The organism is Kluyvera sp. 1366 (assembly GCF_054823405.1).
On the sequence record NZ_JBTRDW010000007.1, the window covers coordinates 152,622 to 177,467 of the forward strand.

Here is a 24,846-nt window from a genome sequence, read left to right on the forward strand (position 1 = left end):
TGCAACATGAACCCGGTTATTACAATCCGCATCCCAAGCGCTACGGTATCAACATTAGAGTTCGCACGCCTCGAAGGTTATGCTGTTGATACTTTTAGAAAAATGACTCAGCGCGGGCAGTTGGAAGCGGAACCAAAGCGCCTGCAGCCAGGTAAAAAACGTGTCGGTGGTAAAACCCGCATCCTCTACGCACGCTACAAAGAGAAGCAAGTGCGCGCCAATTTGGGACATTCTCGTTTCGAAATAGTAATTGGTTAATTCACTATAAGTGAATCAAAGGATTGGCATATGTTTGATTTTAAGATTTCCACCCAAACACATTTCGATGATGCATGCCGCAAATTTGCTCTCACGCACAATATGGCAGAGTTGGCCAATGTTGCAGGAATGAAAGTACAAACGCTCCGTAATAAGCTGAACCCTGATCAGATTCACCAGTTAACAGTTTGTGAAATGCTGTTGCTAACCGATTTAACCGAAGATGCAACGCTGGTAGATGGTGCTCTGGCGCAATTGCAATGCCTGCCTTGTGTGCCAGTCAATGAAGTGGCGAACGAGAAATACTCGGCTTATGTGCTCAAGGCAACCGCCGAGGTTGGCATGTTGGCAGCAAAGGCAACAAACCCTGAGAAAATCACAGCCACTTGCCGCCGTGGAATGGTTGAAGCTGCTAACACCGGCATCCGCTGCCTAATGCTAGCCGCGATTGCAGTACAGACCCGTATTCACTCAAATCCGACATTAGCCTCAACCGTTGATGCAATTAGCGGCCTGAGCGCTTCAATCGGAATTAGTTGAGGGAAAGATGATGATCTCATTTGCAGCACACTTAAAACGACAAAGCCCGTCAATGTCGTATGGCGACGGCTGGATTATGGGAGAGAATGGTAAGCGTTGGCACCCATCAGCCGATCAGCAGGCTCTATTAAAAGGCTTGTCAACTAAGCGCAAGCGTACCGGATTATTTAATTGTCTGCGTCGTAAATTTGGTGGTTAATATGGCAAGAGTTCTATGGGAAGTACCTAAACAACACGCACCTGCTAATTTTTCCAAAATTCATTTGATGGGCGCTCGTGTTGATAAACTTCAGCCAATGACGTTTGATGAATTTCGCAAAAAGTGGCGTCAGATGCGTGATAACAACGCAAATCCGGCACTGCGTTATTTTAATCGTCAGAATGATGAATTTAAGTTCTGCGTAATGACCTTGGCTAATCGTGATAATCCCAAAACTTTCAAACCGGAGGAAATCGGAAAGCCTTTTGAGTATTTCGATGAGCGCCGCCGAGAGTTAATTATCATCGCAATGAATAAAGTTGCGCGTTGGGGAAAAATATTGCCTGGCCGTTTTTCAACTGCTGACTGTTTTTTACCTGAGTAAATAAGACTTAAAAAAAATAATGGCGTAAACCCGTCGGGAATTCTTTTGCCTTAATTCTGGAGAATTAAATATGCGAAATATCGAAACAATAAAATTAGGGACCGATGTTGAACAGCTTTCCACAATAATCACGCAGGCCCGCACAGAAGAACGGGCCGAGCGCGGTCTGCAGGTAGCTCGCCGATTAACTGATTTGGCTATGCGTATTCAACAAAAAGAGCTAAGCGGCATTGAAGCTGCTGAGTTGTTGCGTCAGGAAGCCGAGCGCTATGAGAGCGAAGCTCAAGAGGCGGTGCACTGATGGCGGATTCGATGGATTTAGTACAACAGCGTGTGCAGGAAGAATTGGCGCGCAATCTTGCAAGCGCTAAACAGCATCCTACCGGCGCAAGCGAATTCTTCTGCCTGTCATGTGATGCCGAAATTCCAGAAGCCCGCCGCCGTGCTCTGCCGGGTGTCCAGCTTTGCGTTACCTGTAAATCAATTGGCGAGCTTAAGAGCATGCATTATCAAGGCGGTGCAGTATGAGCACGATTCTAAAATGGGCTGGCAGCAAAGCGGGCATTATGCCCGCTCTTTCTATTCATTTGCCACAGGGTAAGCGACTGGTTGAGCCTTTCGCTGGTTCATGTGCAGTGATGATGAATACGGATTATCCGCAATATTTAATAGCTGATATTAACCCTGATTTAATTAATCTCTATCGTCAGGTTAAAGAGCATTCACGCCCGTTTATAGTCATGGCGGCTCAGGTGTTTAACCAAAATGCTAATTATGAGGATTATTACCGCATCCGCGCAGAGTTTAATCTTTGTCTTTCACTGACACTTCTGCAGCGTGCCGTTTATTTCCTTTACCTTAATCGCCACGGATATCGTGGTCTCTGCCGTTACAACCAAAAAGGCGGGTTTAATACTCCGTTCGCCAAAAACGATAAAGCTTATTTCCCACTGGCTGAAATCGAAGCATTTGCAATAAAGGCACAGCGCGCCACTTTCATTTGTGCAGATTTCAAAGAAACCCTCCAGATGGTTGAAGGTGGCGATGTTGTCTATTGCGATCCTCCATACGACGGCACATTCAGCCAGTATTTCGGCGAGGGGTTTGGTAAAGAACAACATTGCCAACTGGCCTCAATGTTATCCGGGATTGCCGAATCGAATATGGTTGTTTGTTCCAACAGCGATAATGAGTTTACCCGTCAGCTTTACAGCAAGTTTCACACCTCGTCTGTAACAGCACCGCGCAGTATTGGCAGCAAAGCAGGTGCATCAAAGCAAGGCGCTGAGATAATCGCAACCAACGTCCGGCCTTCACCATGCATCGGTTTTGAGAAGGCTATCAGTGGTTCCCGGTCAGCAGAAATGCAGGCGGCGGAATGAATCAAGAATTCGCTTACCCGTGGAACGCTCCACGGGAAGCAATTGCCAGCCCATATCCCACCTATGAGGAAATGCACAGCCGCAATCAGATGAATGCGGCTTTAGTTCGTGCGCAGGAACTACTTGAAAAGCAGCCGGCACTTGTACAGCTCGACGTAAAGCGCCGCATCAGTGATCTTGAAAAAACACAGGGGACAGCCCGTGCCAATGCGTACTTTTCGAAGACTTTTGTAGAGCGCACATTGCCACGCGTTGAGGTTGTTAGCAGTCAATATCGCCTTGGTGTAATGAAAGGCAGCACCCTGAACTTACTGGGTGAAAATGCTACTGACCGGGAAAACGCCGCGGTTGCTGGCGGACAATTGCATAATTTAATGCGCCGTTTTAATCGCCTTCCTGACATGGCTCGCGCTGATGTTGATTTGCTGGCAGGCGATATTGCTAACCTAATCCTCGCTGAATTGGTGCAAGCTCACCAACAGGCAAAAGATGAGTCAGATTACAAATACACTCACCGCGTATACGTGACCGCCGCCACCATCACACGCGAGTTCAACCAAACTCCGCCACTATGGGAGAAAGTCACATCCCGACTTTTTGATCCGGAAGAGGTAACACCTGCGATCAGGCGTATGCAAACCGAAAAGTGGTGGAAAGGTCGGCTGCGTCGCGTCGCTGCCTCATGGCGCGAGCATCTACAAATTGCGCTGGCGAATGTCAGCAAGAAACACACCCCTTACGCCAGTAATATGACCGTTGTGGAGTGGCGCGAGCAAAAACGCCGCACGCGAGAATTTCTGAAGTCCCTTGAGCTTGAAGACGAAGAAGGCAACCGCATCAGTCTGATCGATAAATACGACGGCAGTGTGGCGAATCCGGCTATTCGTCGTTGCGAGCTAATGACGCGTATCCGCGGCTTTGAAAATATCTGCAATGACATGGGCTTTGTTGGTGAGTTTTACACACTGACCGCTCCGGCGCGCTTTCATGCGACCATCAAAACCGGCCATCGCAACCGTAAATGGAACGGAGCCAGCCCGGCAGATACGCAGCGTTATCTCTGCAATGTTTGGCAGAAAATCCGCGCAAAGTTGCACAGAGAAGAAATCCGTATTTTCGGGATTCGTGTTGCTGAGCCGCACCATGATGGTACGCCACACTGGCACATGCTGATGTTTATGCGACCGGAAGATGTTGAGCTGGTGCGCGAGATAGTCCGCGATTATGCTTATCAGCAAGATAGTGACGAGCTGCGCACTGAGAAAGCCCGAAAGGCGCGGTTCCATGCTGAAGCCATCGATCCCGACAAAGGAAGCGCTACTGGTTATGTGGCGAAGTACATTTCCAAAAACATCGACGGCTATGCGCTGGATGGTGAGCTAGACGACGAAAGCGGAAAAGAGTTGAAGGAAACAGCACCCGCTGTTTCTGCATGGGCGGCTCGCTGGCATATACGCCAATTCCAGTTCGTGGGCGGAGCGCCGGTAACGGTGTATCGCGAGTTGCGGCGCATGGCTGATAGTGAAACGGCGCACGGCCTTAGTGTTGAGTTTGCTGCTGCGCATGATGCGGCAGATGCCGGTGATTGGGCGGGATATGTTAACGCGCAGGGCGGGCCGTTTGTCCGTCGCGATGATCTGGCAGTGCGCACATGGTATCAGCCAGGCGAAGACGTTAATGAATATGGCGAAGAAACCGTGCGCATTAAGGGCGTCTTTGCTACCGAAGTTGGTGCAGATACACCAATTCTAACCCGCCTGACACAGTGGAAGATCGTTCCAAAGCGTTCAATTGATGCCCTATTTGAAAGCGCACCTAAGCCGATTTCGGCGTTAGATGGTGACCTTGATTTGGCCTTTGAATTTTTGGACGCGCCCGCGTCCTCTCGGAGTTCTGTCAATAACTGTACGGAAGGTTTGAGATCTGAAGATTCGAACCAGCCGAAAAGTTACGCAAAAATCGACTTTGACGGTATGAGTCGCAAAGAACGACGCCAGCTTCTTGCCCGGATCAGGGGGGAGCAGCCTAAAAAACAGCTTAGGAAGTTAAGGCGACCGGAAAAAATAGAGGCTGCTTGCGACAATGTGATTAGCCAGGTGAGAGATTTTTGCGGTGAAACTATTAGTCGCGGACTTGCCGTGCGCCTCATCGGTGGAACTCAGACTGAGATAGCAGGAAAAATGTGCCGTGCTTCAACATGCGGTGATTTGTTAAGAACCAAACCAGAAGCTAGGAAGGGCAGCATATTAGCGAGATTTAACCGATTAGCAGATTCAGTTAGAGCAAAAAATGATCACTCATAGGCTAAGGTTAACGAAACTGGAGAAATTGTTAGGCAACAACAGGCGATTCGCGGGTGATGTTAGTCGCTGGGTTAATAGCGATAAAGATGTTTCATATCATGCATATAAAAACCTGTTTCTACTGACACATTTTTCTTCCGCTTAAACTAAATGCTATGCTACTGTATAGATGTACAGTTATTGTTGGGGGAGGCCGCGTGGATAACGAATTACAAGAGCGGGTAATGCTTGAACGTGTTGAGTTGATTGCTCGACTTACTAGTGAAGGGATGTGCAGAGAACGTGATAGGGAGATTGCGCTAAATCTGATAGCTGAAATCGCGAGCAATACCGCGATGGCGAATAAACAATTTTCAGTCGTATTTTCGGCTGTACCCATTGAAAAATAATCCTTGAGGTAGCTGCGATGCGAATTGAAATCATGATCGATAAAGAGCAAAAGATTAGCCAGTCAACGCTTGATGCATTGGAATCGGAATTGCTTAAAAACCTGCACCCCCAATACCCAAGAATGGCAATCCGCATCCGCAAGAGCAGCGCAAATGGTGTTGAGTTAAGTGGCCTGAGGATGGACGAAGATAAAAAATAATGTATATCCTCCAGTTCATTGAGAAGACGATAGCTGGCAACAGCAAAAAATTATTGTAATATGATAAATTTTCCATATTAGTTATCAGGTTATTAGCGTTATTTTTTGTAGTTAAGGATGGTGAAAATGATACCTTTAAATCATGACTTTAAAGTTTTTGTAGATAATAAAAGATATGAGAGGTTAATTAAGAATAATGATGTTTTATCTGTTGTGCTTAATCTGACTCTTATCATGGAAAACTTCACGAATGTTTACATCAAGGAAGTGTCTCATGAGGAATATCACGATCTTTTCTTAGATAAAAAGCAAAAGCAGCATTTTAAATTAAATGTTGCAAAAACTCTTGGTCTTCCTGAATCAATCATTATTGCTATAAACAGGCTTTCAGGAATCCGTAATAGCTTTGCTCACAAGCTTGACTATTGCTTAACTGAAAAAGATATTTCTGAATTCGAAAGCGTCGTTGGTAAAATCCCGTTGGAGGATATTACAAATGATGGCCCTCTGAATGCAAAAGAAGTTGCAAGCTACTTCGATTCTGGATCTAAGCTTCTCGGAAGTGAGAACTATAGTATAAATCCAGATGTTATTAGATTAGTTAATGCAACATATTTCCTTGCCCTTAAATCAGCCTTTTTCACGGTGTCTGAGCTACACCGCCGGGGTAAGTTGAGCTTAGGTTAGCTAATGTATTAAATGATCCAATAAGCAGACTGGCATGGCAGGGAAAGCATTGCGCGCTACAAGGTAAGCATGTTTATTGTTTACATAGGGGCAATCCATGCATTCAAAGGATAAACGTTTTCAACTGCCCCCGCATATTCCTTCATATGATAAGCTGCCCCATGGAAAAGAATTGCATCACAATCTATTGATAGCTTTTCATAAAGTTGCCGCGAAGATGCGCAAGAATACAGAAGGGCAATTTTTATAGATTCACCATTTTTAAAGGCTTTGACTGTTATGTACTCACCATCCTTTACTGGGTCTATAAAATCACCACATTGCCATCCATTATTTCTTAACGATCTAATTATTTCCTTATCCATTAAATCACTCAATATTGCAGATCTTAGTAACCAGCCATCATCCGATGCTGTAACACTATGAGGCAGCCCGTTTTCACTTTGGATTTTATTTATAATTAAATTTTTTTGCATTTGCATTTGAGTGCAAGCAATTATTTCTATATGAAATGATTTTGTCGTTTCATTTGGTTTAGGTAAAAAAATACTAATTTTACTATCTGGGTGAGCAAAACACTCAACAAATGCCAGCGCTTGAATGAGTCCAATGGCTCGAAAGAAATTCGTATTTTTGTGCCAAATATCAGATAATGCATGCGCAAAATGATGCCGATTAAAACCAGATTCATTACAATATTTCTTGCTGTCAATGTAAAAACTGTCTAATAGCCAAGCTCGAATGCTTTCAAGTATAAAAACTCTTTCATTTGTAGATTTTAAAAATTCATTTGATGCATATTCATTTGGGACCCAATCAACATAATCTATATCCATCTTGTATGCTGTCATACAGGCTGCATCAATGCATTTATTTATATTGGTAATTAAGTCATCGGATTTGTCACCTTCAATTACGAGGGATCTTAAAATGTCCTCCATTATTGGAATGAGAGAAGCTATCGCAGCCACTCTCATTCCGCTGTAAAAAGCAAGCATTGACTCTTTAATTATTGGGAGGTGTTTTTTTATGATTTCTGACTTAGGTAATATTTGATTTACGACTAAAACCATTTGACCAACGCTATAAATACTAGGCATGGCATAATCGAATTGCTTTTGATTAAAGCTGTCGGACCGCAGACGGAAATTTCCAGGGTCAACCCCTGCTGTTTTAAATGCATCATGAATATCGCCATTTGTGACATATGCTGGAACGAACCAATCAACTGAGCGCCAAAAATTTGACATTTCCTTTCTTGGAGCTATGCTTTCAGTGTAAAAATCTAATGATTTAGCTCTGATCCTTGGATAGATAACTTTACCTGAATTTGTACTGAGCGAAATTCCAGGTACTGTTATAAAACTACCAAATGTAACGTCTTTTATTTCAATAACTGTTAAGCCTTTTTCTAGTGCAAGCTTGTAAATATATTCTGTCGGTAAAGTATTTAATTCAGGTAAGGATTTAATACGCTCCCATATTGAAACTAGCCTTGGGTCTATCCGAGTATTATAGTTTTTCATGATAATCCTTTAATCTGCATGGCTTCTCAAACAAGATAAAACAAATCCAAAAAAAAGCCACTCCTTGATTGGATGCATGTGTGAGCATCAACTTCTTAACTCAATTGAGATGGATTGCTACATATGTACTGCTTGAATGAGACGGCTTCATACCCTATCCAATAATTTATCTTTTCATCCGTTCTAGCCGCAGTGTCAGTTCATTCCTCACAAACATCTGCGCCGCCTTTACCGCATAACCCAACCCGCCGGTGCTATCGGAATGAATTCCTATCATTTACGGCGGTACGCGGTGCGCGCTCAGAAGGTCGTTGTGAAGCAGAGGGGTAAGGCGCCCACAAACCCGCTTCTGTAGACGACTCCAAACTGGAGTGGAGAGTGCATGACTATGCCGCATGAATCCGCATGATTCGAATAGGAGCGCTAGACCCTCGGCCCACCAGTTCTGACGGTCTTTCGTCTATGTCATGCAAGTGCATGAAAACCGCATGATAAAGCGGGCAGGCGTGGCGGGGAAAGCATTGCGCGCTAGTGGGGTAAATGCTTACAATGTAGAGGCGATTCATCTATTCTAAAAAATTTATTAGTTATTTTTGAGGACTTAATATTATTAACTAAGGAACTTTTATGATAATTGTTAGAAATCCCTCTGAGTTCATAATCGCTGTGTATCCAACCTTTCGCCCTCTGCTTGGTGATTGGGTACTATTTAATTATTCGAGCAATAACGATTCTTCATTCAGGTGGAGGAAAAGATTTGATGATTATAAAGAGTACATGAGAGTTATTTCTTACGATAGTTTTGAAAAAGCAAATGAAGCTGCCACCGAAATAAATGAAGGGCTAGTTAAGACCATTAACTTATTGGATTGTAGTGATGATATAAAGTCCTCGTTATTACTAAGGGCTGATAAGGCTGTAACTTCTCGTTCCCGACTACTAAAAGAAGAAGAGCTAATGTTGTCGGTTGCTCAAAAGAAATTAGAGGCAACGCCTAGACCAACAATACATGACGTTAACTTGTCGTCATATTATATTTCATCTGATAAGGATGAAATCTTAAGTGAGCTGGTTGGTGAATTAAACAAAAACCCCCTAATCCGAATTGCTCACCTAAGAAAAAACAGAAGAATATTAGGATTGGCACCAAGCGATACTCACAACAACCTCTGGCAAGATAGATATGTTAGAAATGACAGAACAGCAAATATAGCTCATAGAGAAATAATAGCTCGTGCCTTTGGTTTATCTGGTGGAGATAACTGGGGAAAGACTAAAGCCGAAATTAGAAGATTTTTATTGCCACGAGCAAATGAATTGCTTCAACTAGCCAGTGTAAAAAGATTGCTTGCAGAGGCGAAGTTGAGAGGACAAAAAGTTCTGATGGCTGGAGGGTTCGTTTTTTGGTACGAAGAAAAAGGAAATGTTGGATGGATTGTCAAAGAGTCAAATAGTAACGAATCATCTAAAAGTGGTGAGACAATATGGCATGAAGGAACAATTATTTCTAAGAATCATGGTCGAATAGTGGTTTTTCCATATATAAAGGAAAATGGCGAATGTGTTCAAGGTCATACTAAGAATGCGCCTCATGATGGAAAAGCAAAGCCAAGACACCCTGACGAATATCTTGAGCTTCCATTTGAAGTATTAGATGATGATTTAATGATAGGTTTGTTCGGTGAATTAAAATATGACTGATTTATTAGGCCAGCTAAATTGGCCTAATATATAAAAGATTTATTGCAGTGAATAAGGTTGAAATGAAATTATATTATCTCCAGCCCAAGAATTCATTTCTTTCATCCGCTCCTGCAACGGCGTCAGTTCATTCCTCACAAACACCTGCGCCGCCTTAACCGCGTCACCAAACCCGCCGGTGTTATCCGGGATAATCCCCATCATCTGCGGCGGCACGCGATGCGCGCTGAGCAGGTCATCGCGGCTTGCCTTCTTTATGTTGAAAAAATCATCCCGCGTAGCCACTTCGCTAAGCGGCAAAATTTTAATGCCGTCCGGCTTGCCGTTTGGTGCATACATAAACAGATTGCGGAAGTTGCCGATCCCTTTAGTGTCGCGCATCGCCTGCCGCATGCGCTCAATGTCGCTGCTGCTTTGCGCTGCGTCGGTCATGTAGAGAATGTATCCGGCGTGCGCGCCGTTCTGGTAATACTTGCGGCGGAACAACGTAGCCGACTCATTCAGCCAGGCCGAGTTTAGCGCGCTGAGATATTCCGGCAGGCCGTACAGCTCCTGATTAATATCCGGTTCGATAAGGTGGAACACCTGATCGGCGTCGAACTGGTGCGCCTCCTTCCATTCCCCCACAAACCAGTACACCCCATCTTCCACGCCGCGCCGCGTATATTTGGCCGGTGACGTTTCCAGTCGTAGCGGCTGGCCGAGCGTGTTGCGGCGCAGCTCGGCAAAGGCGTTGCCAAACACCAGATAATCCAGCGCAAACTTGCTGAACTCCTGCTGGCTCAGTAGCGGATGCGGGATAAAGGTTGACGCCAGAATGTTGCGCTTCACGTAGAGCGGCGAGCTGTGATGCACAGCCGAGCGCAGACTTTTCGCCAGACCGTGAAAGCTGACCGGCGGCTCGTACCAGCGCCCGTTATGGATGCATTCGGTGTAATCCATGATATCGCGCTTATCCAGTACCGCCGTTGGCTCGCCGAAGCTGAACGCCTCGAATGGTTGTGGCACTGCCGGTGATGGTTGCGATTGGGCCGTGAATGCTCTGCGGTCTTTGCGTTTGCTCATCAGTAGAATTCCATAAATGAAGGGTTATCGCCGCCGCTGGCAGCGGTTAGCGGTTCGTTAAGCAGTGCGTGCATGATTGCCCAGGCGACGTCGGCGTGGCTGGCCTCTTCACTGCGGCTGGCTTCGTAGGTTGAACGGTTGCCGCTGGCGGTCATGGTTTTGCGGATCGCCATAAACGACTGCGTGATGTCGGTCTGGCCTGCGTCGTATTCGAGTCGCCCGCTGCTGATGGTGTCCTTTGCTTTCAGCACCATTGCGGTTTTGACTTCGGGTGAATATTTGATTTCGCGCGCCGCCGGGAAGAACTGTCGAACAAGCTGAAACACGCCCTGACCGATGCCGGTCGCATCCACGCCGATGTATTCCACGGTGTATTTTTCGGTGAGCTGCTTAATCGACTGCGCCTGCGCGGCGAAGTCCATGCCGCGCCACTGATGGCGCTCCAGTACGCGGAACTTGCCACCCTTAACCAGCGGCGGCGCAATAACGGCACATCCGGCGCTGTCGCCGGTATGCGAAGGATCGTAACCCATCCACACCGGGCGATAATCGAACGGGCGCAGCGCGTACGGGTTGAAGTCCGTCCATTCTTCCAGGCTGTCGACCATGCAGGTCTGCAGCTCGGCGAACGGAAACACGCTGGCCTCGTCGTCGACAAATTCACACATCAGCAGGTTCTGATACTCCGACGGGCTGTATTCGAGCTGCAGCTGATCGATATCGAACAGGTTGCAGCCGCCGGTCAGCGCATCCTCAACCGTGACAATCTGCCGCCACTGGCCGTCGCCGCACAGCGCGCCTTTCGCCAGGTGTGAATGCGAGAGATCCAGCTCGATGCGTTCATCTTTGTTACGGCGCCCTTTGTTGAACAGCTCGCCAGACCAGAACGGATAAGCGCTGTGTGACAGGCTCGACGGCGTGGAAAAGTAGGTCGTGCGCCACTTTTTGTGCAGCGACATGCCGCTGGCAACTTTGCGCAGCTCCTGAAACTTCGGTATCCAGAAATATTCATCCAGGTACAGATTGCCGGTGTAACTCTGCGCGGTGCGCACGTTGGTGCCGAGGAATATCAGGCGTGCGCCGTTAGGCAGCACAATCGGATCGCCTTTCAGGTCAACATCAGCCTGACGGGCAAAGTCGAGTATGTAGTTTTTGAAGACGTGCGCCTGTGCCTTGCTGGCGGATAAGAAAATCTGGTTGCGCCCGGTGGTTAGCGCATCGATCAGCGCCTCACGGGCAAAGTAGAACGTTGCGCCAATCTGGCGGGATTTGAGGATATTGCGGATGCGGTGCGCGAGTCCGGCCTGATGCCAGCCGAGCTGATACGCAAAGCAGCCCTCCATAAACAGGCCGGTGAGCTTATCGGTCTGCTCGTCGCTGAAGACGTTTTTAATCACCGGCTGGCGCTCACCCTTGTTGCGGTTGCGCACATTGGGATTGAGATCCGCCTCGTTACCGCTGCTGCGGTAGCGCTCGACGCGTGCCAGCCGTTCAATCTGACGCCCGAGCGCGTCTATCTCTTTGTAATCACCGTTCCCCTTAACCTCTTTCATGATGAGCTGAATCAACCGCGCTTCCATGCTGGCTTCCACGCGACTGATGGGCGCGATGCTTTCCCACTCGTCGCGCAGCTTCCAGCTCTGCACGGTCGGCGTTTTCTGTCCAAGCGTCTCCGCAATCTGGCGCACGGAAAATCCCTGCCAGTAAAGCAGCGCAGCCTGACGGCGCGGATCGCTGATGATGGTGCCGGGTGTCATGTTCATGCCGGTAAGGCTACCGGTGGCAAATTGGGCGTGCCTGCACTCGCTGTTTGCTGATGTATGAGCGGGCGGGCATGCGTTGAGGGATTGGGTGGCGGCGGTGAAACTGGCCCCGAACCGAACCAATCCACTGACCGGAGCCTGATTAATGGCAACTAAAGCAAAGCGTTTCCGCATCGCTGTGCAGGGCGCAACCACCGACGGCCGCGAGATTTCCCGCGACTGGATTTCGCAGATGGCGAAAAACTATGACCCCACTGTGTACGGCGCACGCGTCAACATGGAACACATCAAAGGCTATGCCGCCGACAGCACGTTCCGCCGCTTTGGTGACGTCACGAAGGTCGAAGCCGAAGAAATCACCGAAGGGCCGCTGGCGGGCAAGCTCGCGCTGTTTGGCTATATCGATCCCACGCCTGAGCTGGTCGAGCTGACTAAAGCACGCCAGAAGGTTTACACCTCGATTGAAGTGAACCCGAAATTCTCCGACACCGGCGAAGCCTATCTGATTGGTCTGGCCGTGACCGACGATCCGGCAAGCCTCGGCACGGAATACCTGAGCTTCAGCGCCACCGCCAAAGCCAGCCCGCTGGCGTCCCGCAAGCAGGACAAAGAAAACCTGTTTACCGCCGCCGAAGAAACCCTGATCGAGTTTTACGACGAAGCCGACGCAGGCCCGTCGCTGCTGTCCCGCGTGAAAGAGCTGTTTACCCGCAAAGAAAAAACCGACGACGAGCGCTTTAGCGACGTGAACGCGGCGGTTACAGCCGTTGCGGAGCAGGTGCAGAAGAACGGCGAAACCCATTCGCAGCAGGTGTCCGCGCTGGAAAAAACCTTTTCCGAACGCATCGTGGCGCTGGAGCTGGAAGCCGGTAAAGACCGCGAAGCGCTGAGCACCCTGCAGGAGACGCTGGCGAAAACTGACGGCGGCTTTAACCGTCGCCCGCCTGCGACCGGCGGCGACAACAAAGGCAGCGTACAGACCGACTGCTGATAAGCCCGGCCTGAGAAACCCCGATTACTGATTAACAGGAGCGCCAATGCGCAAGAATACCCGCTTTAAATTTAACGCCTACATGTCCCGCGTCGCCGAGCTGAACGGCGTAGAAATCGACGATATGAACAAGAAATTCAGCGTCGAGCCGTCCGTCACGCAGAAGCTGATGACCCGCGTTCAGGAGTCGTCTGCGTTTCTGACCCGCATCAACATCGTGCCGGTGCCGGAAATGAAAGGCGAGAAAATCGGCGTCGGTGTGTCCGGCTCTATTGCCAGCACCACCGATACCGCTGGCGGCGACGAGCGCGAAACCGCTGATTTCTCTTCGCTCGACAGCCAGGGCTATGAGTGCGCGCAGGTCAACTTCGATTTCCACATCCGCTACAACACGCTCGACCTGTGGGCGCGTTATGACGATTTCCAGACCCGCTTACGCGATTCCATCATCCAGCGACAGGCGCTGGACCGCATCATGATCGGCTTTAACGGCACGCACCGCGCGAAAACCTCCAATCGCGCAGCCAACCCGATGCTGCAGGACGTTGCGGTGGGCTGGCTGCAGAAGTACCGCAACGAAGCGCCGAGCCGCGTGATGAGCAAAATCACCGAGGAAGACGGCACGGTGATTTCGCCCAAAATCCGCGTGGGCAAAGACGGCGACTACGCCAACCTCGACGCGCTGGTAATGGATGCCACCAACAACCTGATCGAGCCGTGGTATCAGGAAGACCCGGAGCTGGTCGTCATCGTTGGCCGTCAGCTTCTGGCCGACAAGTATTTCCCGATTGTGAACAAAGACCAGGCGAACACCGAGCAGCTTGCCGCTGACGTCATCATCAGCCAGAAGCGCATCGGCAACCTGCCAGCCGTCCGCGTGCCGTACTTCCCGGCCAACGCCATGATGATCACCCGCACCGATAACCTGTCGATTTACTGGCAGGAGGGCACGCAGCGCCGCCACATCGAAGAGGTGCCGAAGCGTGACCGCATCGAAAACTACGAATCCGCTAACGAGGATTACGTGGTGGAGGACTACGCGGCGGGCTGCGTGATTGAAAACATCGAACTCGGTGATTTCAGCGAACCGGCTGCAGCCACCACCGAAACCCCGGCAGCGGGAGAGTAACGCATGCTGAGTCCCGCCCGCCGTCACCGGATGCGCGTCCAGGCCGAAACCGAATCGCAGCGGGATGCGAACCCGCTGCGCCACGCCACCGGCTATGAGCAGATGCTCGTGAAACTCAACGAGGACAAGCGCCGCCTGAAGAAAGTCCACTCGGTAGAGCGCAAGGCTGAGCTAAAGCGCCAGCTCCTGCCCGACTACCTGCCGTGGATTGCAGGCGTGATGAACAGCGGGCGCGGCGCGCAGGATGCCATCGTGATGACCGTCATGATCTGGCGGCTGGACACAGGCGACGTAACCGGCGCGCTCGAAATCGCCCGTTACGCATTAACGCACGGTCTGGTGCCGCCCGACGGATTTAAACGAGACAGCCTGCCGTATCTGCTGGCCGAAGAAGTTGCCAGCGCCGCGACACGCGCCTGGACGGCAAAAGAGGCGGTCGATATTGCGCCGCTGCTTGAAACCATCCGGCTGACCGACGCCGAAGACATGCCCGATCAGGTGCGCGCCAAGCTGCACAAAATCGCCGGGTATGTGTATCGCGATTCGGGCGGGACTCTGGAAGCCATGCATCACCTGAAACGCGCGCTGCAGCTGCATGAGGGCTGCGGCGTGAAAAAAGACATAGAGCGGCTGGCAACTGCCATGAAAAAGCAGGCGCAGGCCAGCCGCTGACCGGACGCGACCCCGCGCAGGGCGGCAGGACGGCAACGCACTTTCAGTGCCTGCGCCGTCCTCCACCGCCCACCTATTTCTGAGGCCAACTATGAGCACGCTGGTAATAGCAGCACAGCGACCGGCAGAGACTGCCGAGCCGCCGGTAAAGAACACCTTTTTCTGGCCTGATATAGACCTGCAGCAGCTGCGCGAGTCACTGCGCTATGAGGGAACCGTCACCGCGCAGCGCCTGCGGCTGGCGGTGAAAACGGCGATTAGCGAAGTGAACGCCGAGCTGTACGGCTGGCGCGCCGACCAGATGGCGGCGGGCTTCAAAACGCTTGCTGACGTACCGGCGGAAGCGCTGGACGGCGTGAGCGAAAAAATCACGCACTACCTCGCCGCCGTCGAGGCGATCACCGCCGCCACCATTGCCGAGCGCTATCGAGGCTATGACGCCAGCGGCACGAAGAAGGCCGGAGACGTTGAAGCCAGCGCCGACGAATACTGGCGAGACGCGCGGTTCAGCATCAGTCGCGTCGGTGAGCACCCTAACTGCATCGTGAGTCTGCTGTGACGCGGGTTTACGCGCTGCAGGGCGATACCGTCGACGATATCTGTTACCGCCATTACGGGCGCACAGAGCAGGTAACTGAATCGGTCTTTGATGCTAACCCCGGCCTCGCCGACGCCGGGCCGATACTGCCACACGGCTGGCCGGTCGATCTGCCTGAGCTGCCGGAATCGTCAACGGGTGAGACCGTTAACCTTTGGGACTGAATCATGAACATCACGATGGAGCGCATCAGCGCCTTTATCACCTACAGCATTGCCGTGGTGATGGGCTGGCTCGGTAAATGGGATTTGCAGGACGTGGCGACCATTCTCGGCATGGTGCTCGGCGTCGGCATGTTTCTGGTGAGCTGGTATTACCGCCGCAAAACCTACCAGCTCTTTGCAACGGGCCGCATCAGCCGGAGTGACTATGAATCTGCAAACCGTTAAGCGCTGCTCGGTTGGCGTGGTGCTGGCGATTGCCGCCACGCTGCCGGGCTTTCAGCAACTACACACTTCGATTGAGGGGCTGAAACTTATCGCCGATTACGAGGGCTGTCGCCTGAGTCCGTACAAATGCGACGCGGACAAATGGACGGACGGCATCGGCAACACGGTTGGCGTGGTGCCGGGCAAGAGCATCACAGAACGGCAGGCCGCAGGAACCTTTATCGCCAACGTGCTCCGCACGGAAAAGGCGTTAACGCGCTGCCTGTTCGTGAAGGTGCCGCAAAAGGTGTATGACGCCGTGGTGTCGCTTGCCTTCAACGTCGGTACAGGCAACGCCTGCAGCTCAACGATGGTGAAGCTGCTGAACCAGAGCCGCTGGCGCGAAGCCTGCTATCAGTTGCCGCGCTGGGTATACGTGAAAGGCGTGTTTAATCAGGGACTGGATAACCGGCGCGTGCGCGAACTGGCATGGTGCCTTAAGGGGGCGTTGTGATCCGCATTACGGGAACGCTTTTAGCCGTAGCGCTGCTGGCGCTGGCGTTAACCGGCTGGCGCTGGACGGTTGCCAGCGATGAGCTGGCGGACGCGCAGCGGGTTATCGGCACACTGTCCGCCGGTATCGAGAGCCGGGATAAAGCCATCACCCGGCTTAAAACTGAAAACAACGAAAGGCAGAAGCGCGAAGCCACGCTGCGGCTGATGCAGGGCAAAGCCAGCGCCGGAGCGCTGAATCGAGAGGCACTTATACAGAGGGAAACCGATGCAAACCCGATACTCCGTGACTGGTCTGTTACTGCTTTGCCTGACGATGTTATCAGGCTGCACACCCGTCCCGCCTTCACCAGCGCCAGAGATTATCTGGATTGGCTGTCCGCGCGTGACAAGCTGCCCGGTGCCGGGAAATAACCTGAGAACGGCGGGCGATCTGGCGGCGGATAACCGGCAGCTTGAGGCGGCGCTCGCCTCATGCGGGCTGCAGGTCGAAATCATTAAAGAGTGCCAGGAGCAACACGATGCTGAAACCCCAACAACTCCGCAAGGCGCTGACCGACAGCGTGCCGCTGCTGCAGCGCAACCCTGACAGCCTGAATGTATTTATCGACAGCGGACGTATCGTGTCAACGCTCGCCACCTCGCTGTCGTTTGAATATCAGTACCGGCTGAACATGGTGATCACTGACTACACCGGCGATATCGATCTGCTGATTGTGCCGATGCTGGAATGGTTGCGTGTAAATGAACCCGACATCATGGCGACAAAAGAAAAGCAGCAGACCGGCTTCACGTTCAAGGCGGACGTCATCAGCGACACGGCCAGCGATATCAGTATTGACCTGCAACTGAGCGAACGGGTGATCGTCAAATGCGTGGGTGATGCACTGCACGTTAATCACGTTGGTGAAAATCCAATACCGGAGAACAACTCGCGCCCCTTGCAGCTCTATGCAGGCGGTGATCTGGTTAGTGAGTGGCGACCATGAGTGACTTACAACTGGTCAATGACAGGCTGAATGCGTTGATTGGTAATCTTTCACCGTCCTCACGCAAAGAGATGGCGCGCAACATCGCGAAGAAGCTGCGCGCCAGTCAGCAGCAGAATATCAAGCGCCAGCAGGCTCCGGACGGCACGCCCTTTAAGCCGCGCAAGGCACAGCCCATTCGCAGCAAAAAGGGGCGGGTTAGGCGTGAGATGTTCGCCAAACTCCGCACCGCGAAATACATGAAAGCGCAGGCAACCTCAAATGAGGCGGTAATTGAGTTTACCGGACGCGTGCAGAGAATGGCGCGGGTGCATCATTATGGGCTGCGAGACCGGCCATCGCGCAATGGCAAAGATTTAAAGTATGAGGAACGTCCGCTCATGGGCGTAAATGAAAATGACCTGCTTATGATTCAACAGGTCATTATTGAACAGCTTACTAATTAACTACTTTTGCCTTTTAGCGCGGTAATTAATGTGGCTATTTGCTCTACTCCATCAAACGTGGATGGAATTTTATCCTCAGATGACATTATGTTTGAAAAAACAATATCTTCAAACTTATCAAGTAAACTTGAATTGGTGCTTTTTATGCCGGAACTGTATTCAGCATAGCTTTGGATGAACTGGCATAAACTTTTCCTTAAATCAATTTGCATTATTTGTGCTCTAATTGAATTATAATTCCCTAATGATATCCTGAAGTAATATACTAAGATTATCGTCAGGGATGCCGCGGGCAAGAGGGACATGAAATCATAAAGGGATTTTATTTCCTTTTGGCTTCCGTAAAAACTTATTGATTCAGCAATAATCACTAAAGGTAATAAAACACCAAGAAGAATGAGAAAGAATTTCGCCCATTTCAATTGGCCTTTTTTTATTTGTCCCAGCGATTCAAACCCACTGTATAATCCAACAAAGTTAAATGCGTTTCTTTGTGAATCTAAAGCCTCCTGTAGCTGTCTAACGCGCTCTTCTTTTTCATTAAGTTCATTTTGCCATTCAAAATTAAGGTCATGAATTTTTTTGCTCTTTACTTCTAAATCTTCATTCCATTGAGAATGAAGGTCTTCAATGATTTTCTTTAAATTCCCTGCCTCTTTGATTGAAGATAAGTCTTCGCTTATCATCAGAGATCTAAGTATCGACGTATTCATTTCAGACAAAGCGTAATGAATCTGCTCTGAAGGCTCCTCTCCAAACAAGTTCATGTGGTCGTATGAAAATGACCTGATTTTTTGGTATTCAGGATAAACATCTGTAGGGTTGTTAATATATTCTTCTATAAAAAAACGAAGTAGCATAGAATAAATCTGATTTATTTCAGAGTTAACCATACTTGCTTCATTTAATTTAATTAAAAGCTGCTCTGAGATGTAACCTCCATTGAAGGGGGTTCTCTTATCCCATGAATATGGGTTGTTGCTAATGCTTTTTAAAATATAACTTATATATTGATTTCGATATTTCTCGAAATCACCTGAGTGAGATTGTCCGTTCAAAATTCTGACATATGCGTTTATTGCATCTTTGAATTTGCTATCGGCAAATGAGACTCTCATTTTAATCCTTCCATTATGGATTCCGTTTGCTCATCGCAGAGCAAACATCATGTAATTGCTGAGTGAGTTTCTGGCTTTCATTATGCATACATGAATGAGCAAATCACTGAAATCCTGCGCCTGCTGCGCAACCTGATCCGCATTGGCACCGTGTCCGCCGTAAAACTGGACGACGGGTTATGCCGCGTGGATACAGGAAGCAACACAACCGGCTGGCTTCACTGGCTGTCTGCGCGTGCGGGTAAAACCCGTTCATGGAATGCGCCATCGGTGGGTGAGCAGGTGCTCGTTCTATGCCTCGGCGGTGAACTCGATACCGGGTTTGTGCTGCCGGGGATCTTCTCTGATGAAAATCCCGCACCATCTGCATCCGCTGACGCTCTGCACTGGTCATTCCCTGACGGCGCGGTGATTGAGTATGAGCCGGAAACCGGCGCACTCAAAGCAACAGGCATACAGACCGCTACCATTGAGGCGGCAGTAAAAATTCTGCTGAGCACGCCCGAAGTTGAATGTTCGGCGCACCTGAAAGCAAAAACGTTTGAGTTTTCAGAGGGCGGCAAGATGACCGGCAACGTCGAGCACAGTGGCGGAAAGTTCGATTCGAATGGCGTTGTTGTGGATGACCACGATCACGGCGGCGTGCAGCGCGGTGGAAGCAGAACGGATGGCCCTGAATGACGACAGCGAAATACGTCGGCATGAACCGGGAGACCGGCGAGGCGCTTAACGACCTTGACCACATCCGCCAGTCAGTGCGCGACATTCTTTTAACGCCGCTTGGCTCAAGGGTGATGCGGCGCAAGTACGGCTCGCTGCTGTCGGCGTTGATTGACCAGCCGCAAAACGAATCGCTCCGTCTGCAGATTATGTCCGCCTGTTATATGGCGATCCTGCAGTGGGAGCCGCGGGTAAAACTCACCGGCATCAATTTCGATTTTGATTTCAACGGCGGCATGGTGGTTGAGCTGACCGGCAACCGCGCCGACACGGCGCAACCTTTTTCCTTAACCGTTCCTGTGAGCTGAGAATATGGCAACTATCGACCTGAGCCAGCTACCCGCGCCCGATGTGGTGGAAACGCTGGACTATGAAATCCTGCTGGCCGAGCGCAAAGCCACGTTGATTTCTCTCTACCCGGAAGAACAGCAGGCCGCAGTCGCCCGCACGCTGGCGCTTGAATCTGAACCCATCGTGAAACTGCTGCAGGAAAATGCCTATCGCGAAGTGATTCTGCGACAGCGCATTAACGAAGCGGCTAAGGCGGTCATGGTGGCTTACGCACTTGACGACGACCTCGACCAACTCGGTGCGAATAACGGCGTTGAACGCCTGACCATTACAGCGGCAGATGAAACGACTATCCCGCCCACGGCAGCGGTGATGGAAAGTAATGATGATTTTCGCGCCCGTATCGCCGCTGCATTCGAAGGCTTAAGCGTTGCCGGGCCAACTGGAGCATATGAGTACCACGCCAGAAGCGCTGACGGCAGAGTGGCGGATGCGTCCGCCATCAGTCCATCGCCCGCCGTTGTCACGGTAACTGTGCTGGCGCGCGAGGGTAATGGCACCGCTGCCGATGACCTGCTGGCTGTGGTGGATGCCGCGCTAAACGATGAGAACGTACGCCCCGTGGCTGACCGCGTAGGCGTACAGTCGGCGCAGATCGTTGATTACGCCATCGAAGCTGAGCTTTATCTCTATCCGGGGCCGGAGGCTGAACCCATCCGCGCGGCATCAGAGGCAAAGCTCGCGGCCTACGTGACGGCACAAAAACGGCTGGGGCGCGATATTCGCCTGTCGGCGTTATATGCGGCTATCCATGTTGAAGGTGTGCAGCGAGTAAACCTGATTCAACCTGTCGCTGACGTGGTGCTCGACAAAACGCAGGCGGCATATTGCACCGGCTACACGCTGACCGTGGGAGGCTCGGATGAATGATCGACTGTTGCCCACTGGCTCGTCGTCACTGGAAGTTGCAGCCGCTGAAGCGCTGGCAACTCTCAGCACGATGAATGTGCCACTGCGCCAGCTATGGAACCCGCAAACCTGCCCGGTGCAGTTATTGCCCTATCTGGCGTGGGCATGGTCTGTTGACCGCTGGGATTCTGGCTGGAGTGAATCAACTAAGCGCGCAGTTGTGGCGGCAGCGCGATACGTGCATCGCCATAAAGGAACCATCGGCGCAATCCGTCGCGTGGTTGAGCCGCTGGGCTATCTGATCCGCGTTATCGAATGGTGGAAGACTAACGAAACGCCAGGCACATTCCGGCTTGATGTGGGTGTGCTGGATACCGGCATTACCGAAGAAATGTACAACGAGCTGGAACGGTTAATTACGGATGCAAAGCCGTGCAGCCGCCATCTGATCGGGCTGTCTATCAATCTCGATGCAAACGGCGCAATCCCGGTTGCTGTCGCCAGCTACAGCGGCGACGAGTTGACCGTTTATCCCTACACCCCAGAACTAATCAGCGTCGGCGGGCCGGTGTATTCCGGTGCGGCGGTGCATCTTATCGACCTGACGGAAGTGAGCGCATGACGACAAAATATTTTGCCCTGCTGACCAATCAGGGCGCGGCTAAGCTGGCGAACGCTGCCGCGCTCGGCACTAAAGTAGACCTTAAGGAAATGGCTGTTGGTGACGGCGGCGGCACGCTGCCGACGCCAGACCCGGCGCAGACGAAACTTATCGGCGAGAAACGCCGCGCACAGCTTAACTCACTGTCGATTGACGCGGCGAACAACAGCCAGATTATTGCCGAGCAGATAATCCCGGAGAGCGAGGGCGGTTTCTGGATTCGTGAGATTGGGCTGTATGACGCAGACGGCGTGCTGATTGCGGTGGCGAACTGCGCCGAGACCTACAAGCCGCAGCTTGCCGAGGGCAGCGGGCGCACGCAGACGGTACGCATGATTATCATCGTCAACAGCTCCAGTGCAGTGACGTTGAAAATCGATCCCGCCGTGGTGCTGGCGACGCGCAAATATGTAGATGACGCGGTAATTTTGGTCAAAGCGTATTCCGATAAGCTTCTGAAAGAACACGTAGATGATTCAGATCCACACACGCAGTATCTGAAAAAAATTCAGCTCAGTAATGCGACAGATAGTGACAGCGAAACGCAGGCAGCAACCTCTAAAGCTGTTAAATCCGTGATGACAGAAGTCAGCAAAAAAGCACTACTTAACGGAAATGCAAACGAGCAGTTTGCAGCTAAAGATGCAAGTGCTGATGCACACGTCGTCAACCGGGGGCAGATGAACACGGGACTTGGCAAGCGGGCATGGTATGGCGGGGACTCTAATCAGGACTTCGCCGTGCTGGGTGGCACGACAGAGCACAGCGCCGTGGCTAACTGGCAGCTTGTTCAGGCACTTTCCAAGTATGCGGCTCTGACAGGAAATGCCAGTCAAAAGTTCTGGGTACTTAGCGCACCAGGCGACGTCAATGCAGCAGTACCTGTTTCACTTCTCAATAGTGGGCTTGCGGGCAAAGCCAACCTTGCAGGAAATCAATATCAAAACTTTGATATCGCTCAGGCTTCATCATGGGCGCATGCCGTGCGGCTTGATCAATTTCAGTCTGGCTCAAATGGTAATGGTGCCTGGAACAAGCTTCCCGGCGGAGGACAGTGGTGCCGAACAAATATGACTATTGGGGCAAAATCCAATGCCACCTGGACGTTTCCTGCAGGTTTTTCAGCTGCACCCTGCGTACTTATAGGGGCAATAAATGGCGCTCCTTCCGTGTGGCTGACCGGTGTTGGGCCAAATAATTGCGGCATCTATAACAATAATGACGGGCCTTTAAACATTAACTTATTAGCATTCTGGTGATAATTATGAACGATGAAAATGAAGTAATCACTGATACAGCAACGCAGCTGCCGCACGCATACGAGAACCGCTACTTTATCGCTTTAAACGACCAAAAATACATAGTCGGGATGCTAATCGCCTTCACTCCTGAACAAGCTGACGCATATTCGGAGAGCAAACTCGCAGAGATTACGCAGCAGGAATTTGAATCTATCGGGCCAGACTGTCAGTACGTTAAAAGCAAAATAGTTCATGGTAAGCCAATGGTGGCTGTTCTGTCGGCTGAGGCCAGCAAAGCGATTTTATCTGCGCGTCTGAAAGATGCAGGCGAAAAAATTCAGACATTACAGGATGCAATTGAGTTTGGTATGGAAAAAGACGGAGATAATGAGATGTTAACCGCGATGAAGAAATATCGTGTGTTGCTGAGCCAGTCCGATATTACACAGCCTTTAGAAAACTGGCCAGCAGACCCCAGCGCTTTTGATGCTGAATAACTTATTAATACCCCTTGTGAGGGTTTCCTTTTCTGTCCGATAGTTGGCCAGCAAACCGCAACGACATGCACCGTCCCGCCTGAGCTGACATCCTGAGCACACCTTTAACCAGGAGTGTAACAGATGGCAGATTATCATCACGGTGTGCGCGTCGTCGAAATCAACGACGGCACGCGCACCATCTCCACCGTATCAACCGCAATTGTCGGCATGGTCTGCACGGCGCAGGACGCGGATGCGGCAACGTTCCCGCTTAATACGCCGGTACTAGTCACCAACGTGCAGGGCGCAGTTGGCAAGGCTGGCGTGAAAGGCACGCTCTCTGCCTCGCTACAGGCTATCGCCGATCAGTCAAAGCCCGTCACCGTGGTGGTGCGCGTGGCAGAAGGCGCGGACGAAGCTGAAACCATTTCCAATATCATCGGCGGCACTGACCAAAACGGCCAGTACACCGGCATGAAAGCGCTGCTTGCCGCACAGACGCAGCTCGACGTTAAGCCGCGTATTCTCGGCGTGCCGGGCCTCGACTCGCTGGAAGTTGCCACCGCGCTAGCCAGTATCGCGCAGCAACTGCGCGCCTTCGCTTATGTGTCGGCGTGGGAGTGCAAAACCGTTTCCGAAGCCCGCCTGTATCGCGAAAACTTCAGCCAGCGTGAGCTGATGGTGATCTGGCCGGATTTCCTCGCATGGAATACCACCGCAAATAAATCTGATGTGGCTTACGCCACCGCCCGCGCGCTGGGCCTACGCGCCAAAATCGACAACGATACCGGCTGGCATAAAACCCTGTCGAACGTTGGCGTAAACGGCGTGACCGGTATCTCCGCGTCGGTATTCTGGGATCTGCAGCAGACCGGCACCGATGCCGACCTGCTCAACGAGGCGGACGTCACCACACTAATTCGCAAAGATGGTTTCCGCTTCTGGGGCAACCGTACCTGCAGCGACGATCCACTGTTCCAGTTTGAGAACTACACCCGAACCGCACAGGTGCTGGCTGACACGATGGCCGAGGCGCATATGTGGGCGGTAGATAAGCCGCTGACGCCGGTACTGGTGCGCGAAATTATTGCGGGCATCAACGCGAAATTTCGCGAGCTGGTCAACGCCGGTTATCTGCTGGGCGCGTCCGCCTGGTACGACGAAAGCGCCAATGATAAAGACACGCTGAAAGCGGGCAAGCTCTTTATCGATTACGACTACACGCCGGTGCCGCCGCTGGAAGACCTGACTTTACGCCAGCGTATCACCGACACCTATCTGGCGAACTTCGCCGCATCCGTTAACAGCTAAGGAGCCGGATAA

34 protein-coding genes are annotated in these 24,846 nt (G+C 51.0%); 30 read left to right on the forward strand and 4 right to left on the reverse strand.

The window, feature by feature from the left end; genetic code table 11:
- Nucleotides 1-6 precede the first annotated feature (6 nt).
- From ACVLVH_RS16995 to ACVLVH_RS17045, 11 genes are all read left to right on the forward strand, one after another.
- On the forward strand, nucleotides 7-258 hold the full coding sequence (locus ACVLVH_RS16995) for a hypothetical protein (protein WP_498949833.1): 252 nt from the start codon (nucleotides 7-9) through the stop codon (nucleotides 256-258).
- Between the two features lie 30 nt (nucleotides 259-288).
- On the forward strand, nucleotides 289-798 hold the full coding sequence (locus ACVLVH_RS17000; protein WP_091003363.1) for a phage regulatory CII family protein: 510 nt from the start codon (nucleotides 289-291) through the stop codon (nucleotides 796-798).
- 10 nt (nucleotides 799-808) lie between these two features.
- Entirely contained in the window at nucleotides 809-997 is a 189-nt protein-coding gene (locus ACVLVH_RS17005; protein WP_498949938.1) for a phage filamentation protein Fil family protein, read from the forward strand.
- A 67-nt stretch (nucleotides 998-1,064) separates the two neighbouring features.
- Nucleotides 1,065-1,382, forward strand: coding sequence for a hypothetical protein (locus ACVLVH_RS17010; RefSeq protein WP_254773232.1), 318 nt, complete (start codon nucleotides 1,065-1,067; stop codon nucleotides 1,380-1,382).
- Between the two features lie 70 nt (nucleotides 1,383-1,452).
- A complete protein-coding gene (locus ACVLVH_RS17015) occupies nucleotides 1,453-1,683 on the forward strand; it encodes a DUF2732 family protein (RefSeq protein ID WP_498949835.1) in 231 nt (76 codons plus the stop codon).
- The gene (locus tag ACVLVH_RS17020; RefSeq protein WP_091003377.1) at nucleotides 1,683-1,910 is read left to right on the forward strand and encodes a TraR/DksA family transcriptional regulator; all 228 of its coding nucleotides are present in this window, start codon (nucleotides 1,683-1,685) and stop codon (nucleotides 1,908-1,910) included. Before ACVLVH_RS17015 ends, ACVLVH_RS17020 begins: the two co-directional genes overlap by 1 nt.
- Nucleotides 1,907-2,764, forward strand: coding sequence for a DNA adenine methylase (locus ACVLVH_RS17025; RefSeq protein ID WP_498949837.1), 858 nt, complete (start codon nucleotides 1,907-1,909; stop codon nucleotides 2,762-2,764). Before ACVLVH_RS17020 ends, ACVLVH_RS17025 begins: the two co-directional genes overlap by 4 nt.
- Nucleotides 2,761-5,067 (forward strand): replication endonuclease, encoded by a 2,307-nt coding sequence (locus ACVLVH_RS17030; RefSeq protein WP_498949839.1) that lies wholly within the window; start codon nucleotides 2,761-2,763, stop codon nucleotides 5,065-5,067. Before ACVLVH_RS17025 ends, ACVLVH_RS17030 begins: the two co-directional genes overlap by 4 nt.
- A gap of 197 nt (nucleotides 5,068-5,264) precedes the next feature.
- Nucleotides 5,265-5,456: a hypothetical protein gene (locus ACVLVH_RS17035; protein ID WP_254773230.1), complete on the forward strand. Its 192-nt coding sequence runs from the start codon at nucleotides 5,265-5,267 to the stop codon at nucleotides 5,454-5,456.
- Between the two features lie 17 nt (nucleotides 5,457-5,473).
- A complete protein-coding gene (locus tag ACVLVH_RS17040) occupies nucleotides 5,474-5,656 on the forward strand; it encodes a DinI-like family protein (RefSeq protein ID WP_498949842.1) in 183 nt (60 codons plus the stop codon).
- Between the two features lie 126 nt (nucleotides 5,657-5,782).
- Complete coding sequence (locus tag ACVLVH_RS17045; RefSeq protein WP_498949844.1) at nucleotides 5,783-6,343, forward strand: hypothetical protein; 561 nt, start codon at nucleotides 5,783-5,785, stop codon at nucleotides 6,341-6,343.
- Between the two features lie 80 nt (nucleotides 6,344-6,423).
- Here ACVLVH_RS17045 and ACVLVH_RS17050 read toward each other — a convergent pair whose 3' ends face one another.
- Nucleotides 6,424-7,869 carry a hypothetical protein gene (locus tag ACVLVH_RS17050; RefSeq protein WP_498949846.1) on the reverse strand — a complete coding sequence of 482 codons (1,446 nt, stop codon included), beginning with the start codon at nucleotides 7,867-7,869 and terminating at the stop codon, nucleotides 6,424-6,426.
- 627 nt (nucleotides 7,870-8,496) lie between these two features.
- On the opposite strand from ACVLVH_RS17050, the gene ACVLVH_RS17055 reads away from it, so the two are divergent.
- A complete protein-coding gene (locus ACVLVH_RS17055) occupies nucleotides 8,497-9,570 on the forward strand; it encodes a hypothetical protein (RefSeq protein ID WP_498949848.1) in 1,074 nt (357 codons plus the stop codon).
- A gap of 39 nt (nucleotides 9,571-9,609) precedes the next feature.
- Here the strand turns inward: ACVLVH_RS17055 and ACVLVH_RS17060 are convergent, their stop codons facing one another.
- Both ACVLVH_RS17060 and ACVLVH_RS17065 read right to left on the reverse strand, forming a co-directional pair.
- Nucleotides 9,610-10,635, reverse strand: coding sequence for a phage portal protein (locus ACVLVH_RS17060; RefSeq protein WP_498949850.1), 1,026 nt, complete (start codon nucleotides 10,633-10,635; stop codon nucleotides 9,610-9,612).
- Nucleotides 10,635-12,398: a terminase ATPase subunit family protein gene (locus ACVLVH_RS17065; protein WP_498949851.1), complete on the reverse strand. Its 1,764-nt coding sequence runs from the start codon at nucleotides 12,396-12,398 to the stop codon at nucleotides 10,635-10,637. The genes ACVLVH_RS17060 and ACVLVH_RS17065 overlap by 1 nt, the downstream gene beginning before the upstream one ends.
- 145 nt (nucleotides 12,399-12,543) lie before the next feature.
- Between ACVLVH_RS17065 and ACVLVH_RS17070 the strand changes: the two genes are divergently transcribed.
- From ACVLVH_RS17070 to ACVLVH_RS17120, 11 genes are all read left to right on the forward strand, one after another.
- Nucleotides 12,544-13,389 (forward strand): GPO family capsid scaffolding protein, encoded by an 846-nt coding sequence (locus ACVLVH_RS17070; protein ID WP_498949853.1) that lies wholly within the window; start codon nucleotides 12,544-12,546, stop codon nucleotides 13,387-13,389.
- 46 nt (nucleotides 13,390-13,435) lie between these two features.
- Entirely contained in the window at nucleotides 13,436-14,518 is a 1,083-nt protein-coding gene (locus ACVLVH_RS17075) for a phage major capsid protein, P2 family (protein WP_346594409.1), read from the forward strand.
- Nucleotides 14,519-14,521: 3 nt separating this feature from the next.
- Nucleotides 14,522-15,190 carry a phage terminase small subunit gene (locus ACVLVH_RS17080; protein ID WP_222210619.1) on the forward strand — a complete coding sequence of 223 codons (669 nt, stop codon included), beginning with the start codon at nucleotides 14,522-14,524 and terminating at the stop codon, nucleotides 15,188-15,190.
- A 91-nt stretch (nucleotides 15,191-15,281) separates the two neighbouring features.
- The gene (locus tag ACVLVH_RS17085) at nucleotides 15,282-15,749 is read left to right on the forward strand and encodes a head completion/stabilization protein (RefSeq protein WP_498949855.1); all 468 of its coding nucleotides are present in this window, start codon (nucleotides 15,282-15,284) and stop codon (nucleotides 15,747-15,749) included.
- Nucleotides 15,746-15,952, forward strand: coding sequence for a tail protein X (locus tag ACVLVH_RS17090; protein ID WP_222182366.1), 207 nt, complete (start codon nucleotides 15,746-15,748; stop codon nucleotides 15,950-15,952). Before ACVLVH_RS17085 ends, ACVLVH_RS17090 begins: the two co-directional genes overlap by 4 nt.
- Before the next feature lie 9 nt (nucleotides 15,953-15,961).
- Entirely contained in the window at nucleotides 15,962-16,177 is a 216-nt protein-coding gene (locus ACVLVH_RS17095) for an HP1 family phage holin (protein WP_254773233.1), read from the forward strand.
- On the forward strand, nucleotides 16,158-16,670 hold the full coding sequence (locus ACVLVH_RS17100) for a lysozyme (RefSeq protein WP_498949858.1): 513 nt from the start codon (nucleotides 16,158-16,160) through the stop codon (nucleotides 16,668-16,670). Before ACVLVH_RS17095 ends, ACVLVH_RS17100 begins: the two co-directional genes overlap by 20 nt.
- Entirely contained in the window at nucleotides 16,667-17,083 is a 417-nt protein-coding gene (gene lysB / locus ACVLVH_RS17105; protein WP_498949860.1) for an Rz-like lysis system protein LysB, read from the forward strand. Before ACVLVH_RS17100 ends, lysB begins: the two co-directional genes overlap by 4 nt.
- On the forward strand, nucleotides 16,986-17,258 hold the full coding sequence (gene lysC, locus ACVLVH_RS17110) for an Rz1-like lysis system protein LysC (RefSeq protein WP_498949862.1): 273 nt from the start codon (nucleotides 16,986-16,988) through the stop codon (nucleotides 17,256-17,258). The genes lysB and lysC overlap by 98 nt, the downstream gene beginning before the upstream one ends.
- Nucleotides 17,191-17,658 (forward strand): phage tail protein, encoded by a 468-nt coding sequence (locus tag ACVLVH_RS17115; RefSeq protein WP_498949864.1) that lies wholly within the window; start codon nucleotides 17,191-17,193, stop codon nucleotides 17,656-17,658. The genes lysC and ACVLVH_RS17115 overlap by 68 nt, the downstream gene beginning before the upstream one ends.
- Nucleotides 17,655-18,104 (forward strand): phage virion morphogenesis protein, encoded by a 450-nt coding sequence (locus ACVLVH_RS17120; RefSeq protein ID WP_498949939.1) that lies wholly within the window; start codon nucleotides 17,655-17,657, stop codon nucleotides 18,102-18,104. The genes ACVLVH_RS17115 and ACVLVH_RS17120 overlap by 4 nt, the downstream gene beginning before the upstream one ends.
- On the opposite strand, the gene ACVLVH_RS17125 is transcribed toward ACVLVH_RS17120, so the two are convergent.
- Nucleotides 18,101-19,222 (reverse strand): hypothetical protein, encoded by a 1,122-nt coding sequence (locus ACVLVH_RS17125; protein WP_498949866.1) that lies wholly within the window; start codon nucleotides 19,220-19,222, stop codon nucleotides 18,101-18,103. The two genes, ACVLVH_RS17120 and ACVLVH_RS17125, sit on opposite strands and share 4 nt — an antisense overlap.
- Before the next feature lie 90 nt (nucleotides 19,223-19,312).
- Here ACVLVH_RS17125 and ACVLVH_RS17130 point away from each other — a divergent pair, with 90 nt between their 5' ends.
- The 7 genes from ACVLVH_RS17130 (at nucleotide 19,313) to ACVLVH_RS17160 (ending at nucleotide 24,834) form a co-directional block, all read left to right on the forward strand.
- On the forward strand, nucleotides 19,313-19,903 hold the full coding sequence (locus ACVLVH_RS17130) for a phage baseplate assembly protein V (protein WP_498949868.1): 591 nt from the start codon (nucleotides 19,313-19,315) through the stop codon (nucleotides 19,901-19,903).
- The gene (locus ACVLVH_RS17135; protein ID WP_498949870.1) at nucleotides 19,900-20,250 is read left to right on the forward strand and encodes a GPW/gp25 family protein; all 351 of its coding nucleotides are present in this window, start codon (nucleotides 19,900-19,902) and stop codon (nucleotides 20,248-20,250) included. The genes ACVLVH_RS17130 and ACVLVH_RS17135 overlap by 4 nt, the downstream gene beginning before the upstream one ends.
- 4 nt (nucleotides 20,251-20,254) lie before the next feature.
- Nucleotides 20,255-21,163 (forward strand): baseplate assembly protein, encoded by a 909-nt coding sequence (locus tag ACVLVH_RS17140; RefSeq protein ID WP_498949872.1) that lies wholly within the window; start codon nucleotides 20,255-20,257, stop codon nucleotides 21,161-21,163.
- Nucleotides 21,156-21,764: a phage tail protein I gene (locus ACVLVH_RS17145; RefSeq protein WP_498949874.1), complete on the forward strand. Its 609-nt coding sequence runs from the start codon at nucleotides 21,156-21,158 to the stop codon at nucleotides 21,762-21,764. The genes ACVLVH_RS17140 and ACVLVH_RS17145 overlap by 8 nt, the downstream gene beginning before the upstream one ends.
- Nucleotides 21,761-23,062 carry a phage tail protein gene (locus ACVLVH_RS17150; protein ID WP_498949875.1) on the forward strand — a complete coding sequence of 434 codons (1,302 nt, stop codon included), beginning with the start codon at nucleotides 21,761-21,763 and terminating at the stop codon, nucleotides 23,060-23,062. Before ACVLVH_RS17145 ends, ACVLVH_RS17150 begins: the two co-directional genes overlap by 4 nt.
- A gap of 5 nt (nucleotides 23,063-23,067) precedes the next feature.
- Nucleotides 23,068-23,541, forward strand: coding sequence for a tail fiber assembly protein (locus ACVLVH_RS17155; RefSeq protein WP_255606562.1), 474 nt, complete (start codon nucleotides 23,068-23,070; stop codon nucleotides 23,539-23,541).
- A gap of 123 nt (nucleotides 23,542-23,664) precedes the next feature.
- Complete coding sequence (locus ACVLVH_RS17160; RefSeq protein ID WP_498949877.1) at nucleotides 23,665-24,834, forward strand: phage tail sheath protein; 1,170 nt, start codon at nucleotides 23,665-23,667, stop codon at nucleotides 24,832-24,834.
- Nucleotides 24,835-24,846 lie beyond the last annotated feature (12 nt).

Coding starts and splice junctions, on each gene's coding strand:
- ACVLVH_RS16995 (WP_498949833.1), top strand. CDS start 7: ATGAACCCGGTTATTACAATCCGCATCCCAAGCGCTACGGTATCAACA.
- ACVLVH_RS17000 (WP_091003363.1), top strand. CDS start 289: ATGTTTGATTTTAAGATTTCCACCCAAACACATTTCGATGATGCATGC.
- ACVLVH_RS17005 (WP_498949938.1), top strand. CDS start 809: ATGATCTCATTTGCAGCACACTTAAAACGACAAAGCCCGTCAATGTCG.
- ACVLVH_RS17010 (WP_254773232.1), top strand. CDS start 1,065: ATGGGCGCTCGTGTTGATAAACTTCAGCCAATGACGTTTGATGAATTT.
- ACVLVH_RS17015 (WP_498949835.1), top strand. CDS start 1,453: ATGCGAAATATCGAAACAATAAAATTAGGGACCGATGTTGAACAGCTT.
- ACVLVH_RS17020 (WP_091003377.1), top strand. CDS start 1,683: ATGGCGGATTCGATGGATTTAGTACAACAGCGTGTGCAGGAAGAATTG.
- ACVLVH_RS17025 (WP_498949837.1), top strand. CDS start 1,907: ATGAGCACGATTCTAAAATGGGCTGGCAGCAAAGCGGGCATTATGCCC.
- ACVLVH_RS17030 (WP_498949839.1), top strand. CDS start 2,761: ATGAATCAAGAATTCGCTTACCCGTGGAACGCTCCACGGGAAGCAATT.
- ACVLVH_RS17040 (WP_498949842.1), top strand. CDS start 5,474: ATGCGAATTGAAATCATGATCGATAAAGAGCAAAAGATTAGCCAGTCA.
- ACVLVH_RS17045 (WP_498949844.1), top strand. CDS start 5,783: ATGATACCTTTAAATCATGACTTTAAAGTTTTTGTAGATAATAAAAGA.
- ACVLVH_RS17050 (WP_498949846.1), bottom strand. CDS start 7,869: ATGAAAAACTATAATACTCGGATAGACCCAAGGCTAGTTTCAATATGG.
- ACVLVH_RS17055 (WP_498949848.1), top strand. CDS start 8,497: ATGATAATTGTTAGAAATCCCTCTGAGTTCATAATCGCTGTGTATCCA.
- ACVLVH_RS17060 (WP_498949850.1), bottom strand. CDS start 10,635: ATGAGCAAACGCAAAGACCGCAGAGCATTCACGGCCCAATCGCAACCA.
- ACVLVH_RS17065 (WP_498949851.1), bottom strand. CDS start 12,398: ATGAACATGACACCCGGCACCATCATCAGCGATCCGCGCCGTCAGGCT.
- ACVLVH_RS17070 (WP_498949853.1), top strand. CDS start 12,544: ATGGCAACTAAAGCAAAGCGTTTCCGCATCGCTGTGCAGGGCGCAACC.
- ACVLVH_RS17075 (WP_346594409.1), top strand. CDS start 13,436: ATGCGCAAGAATACCCGCTTTAAATTTAACGCCTACATGTCCCGCGTC.
- ACVLVH_RS17080 (WP_222210619.1), top strand. CDS start 14,522: ATGCTGAGTCCCGCCCGCCGTCACCGGATGCGCGTCCAGGCCGAAACC.
- ACVLVH_RS17085 (WP_498949855.1), top strand. CDS start 15,282: ATGAGCACGCTGGTAATAGCAGCACAGCGACCGGCAGAGACTGCCGAG.
- ACVLVH_RS17100 (WP_498949858.1), top strand. CDS start 16,158: ATGAATCTGCAAACCGTTAAGCGCTGCTCGGTTGGCGTGGTGCTGGCG.
- lysC (WP_498949862.1), top strand. CDS start 16,986: ATGTTATCAGGCTGCACACCCGTCCCGCCTTCACCAGCGCCAGAGATT.
- ACVLVH_RS17115 (WP_498949864.1), top strand. CDS start 17,191: ATGCTGAAACCCCAACAACTCCGCAAGGCGCTGACCGACAGCGTGCCG.
- ACVLVH_RS17120 (WP_498949939.1), top strand. CDS start 17,655: ATGAGTGACTTACAACTGGTCAATGACAGGCTGAATGCGTTGATTGGT.
- ACVLVH_RS17125 (WP_498949866.1), bottom strand. CDS start 19,222: ATGAGAGTCTCATTTGCCGATAGCAAATTCAAAGATGCAATAAACGCA.
- ACVLVH_RS17130 (WP_498949868.1), top strand. CDS start 19,313: ATGAATGAGCAAATCACTGAAATCCTGCGCCTGCTGCGCAACCTGATC.
- ACVLVH_RS17135 (WP_498949870.1), top strand. CDS start 19,900: ATGACGACAGCGAAATACGTCGGCATGAACCGGGAGACCGGCGAGGCG.
- ACVLVH_RS17140 (WP_498949872.1), top strand. CDS start 20,255: ATGGCAACTATCGACCTGAGCCAGCTACCCGCGCCCGATGTGGTGGAA.
- ACVLVH_RS17145 (WP_498949874.1), top strand. CDS start 21,156: ATGAATGATCGACTGTTGCCCACTGGCTCGTCGTCACTGGAAGTTGCA.
- ACVLVH_RS17150 (WP_498949875.1), top strand. CDS start 21,761: ATGACGACAAAATATTTTGCCCTGCTGACCAATCAGGGCGCGGCTAAG.
- ACVLVH_RS17155 (WP_255606562.1), top strand. CDS start 23,068: ATGAACGATGAAAATGAAGTAATCACTGATACAGCAACGCAGCTGCCG.
- ACVLVH_RS17160 (WP_498949877.1), top strand. CDS start 23,665: ATGGCAGATTATCATCACGGTGTGCGCGTCGTCGAAATCAACGACGGC.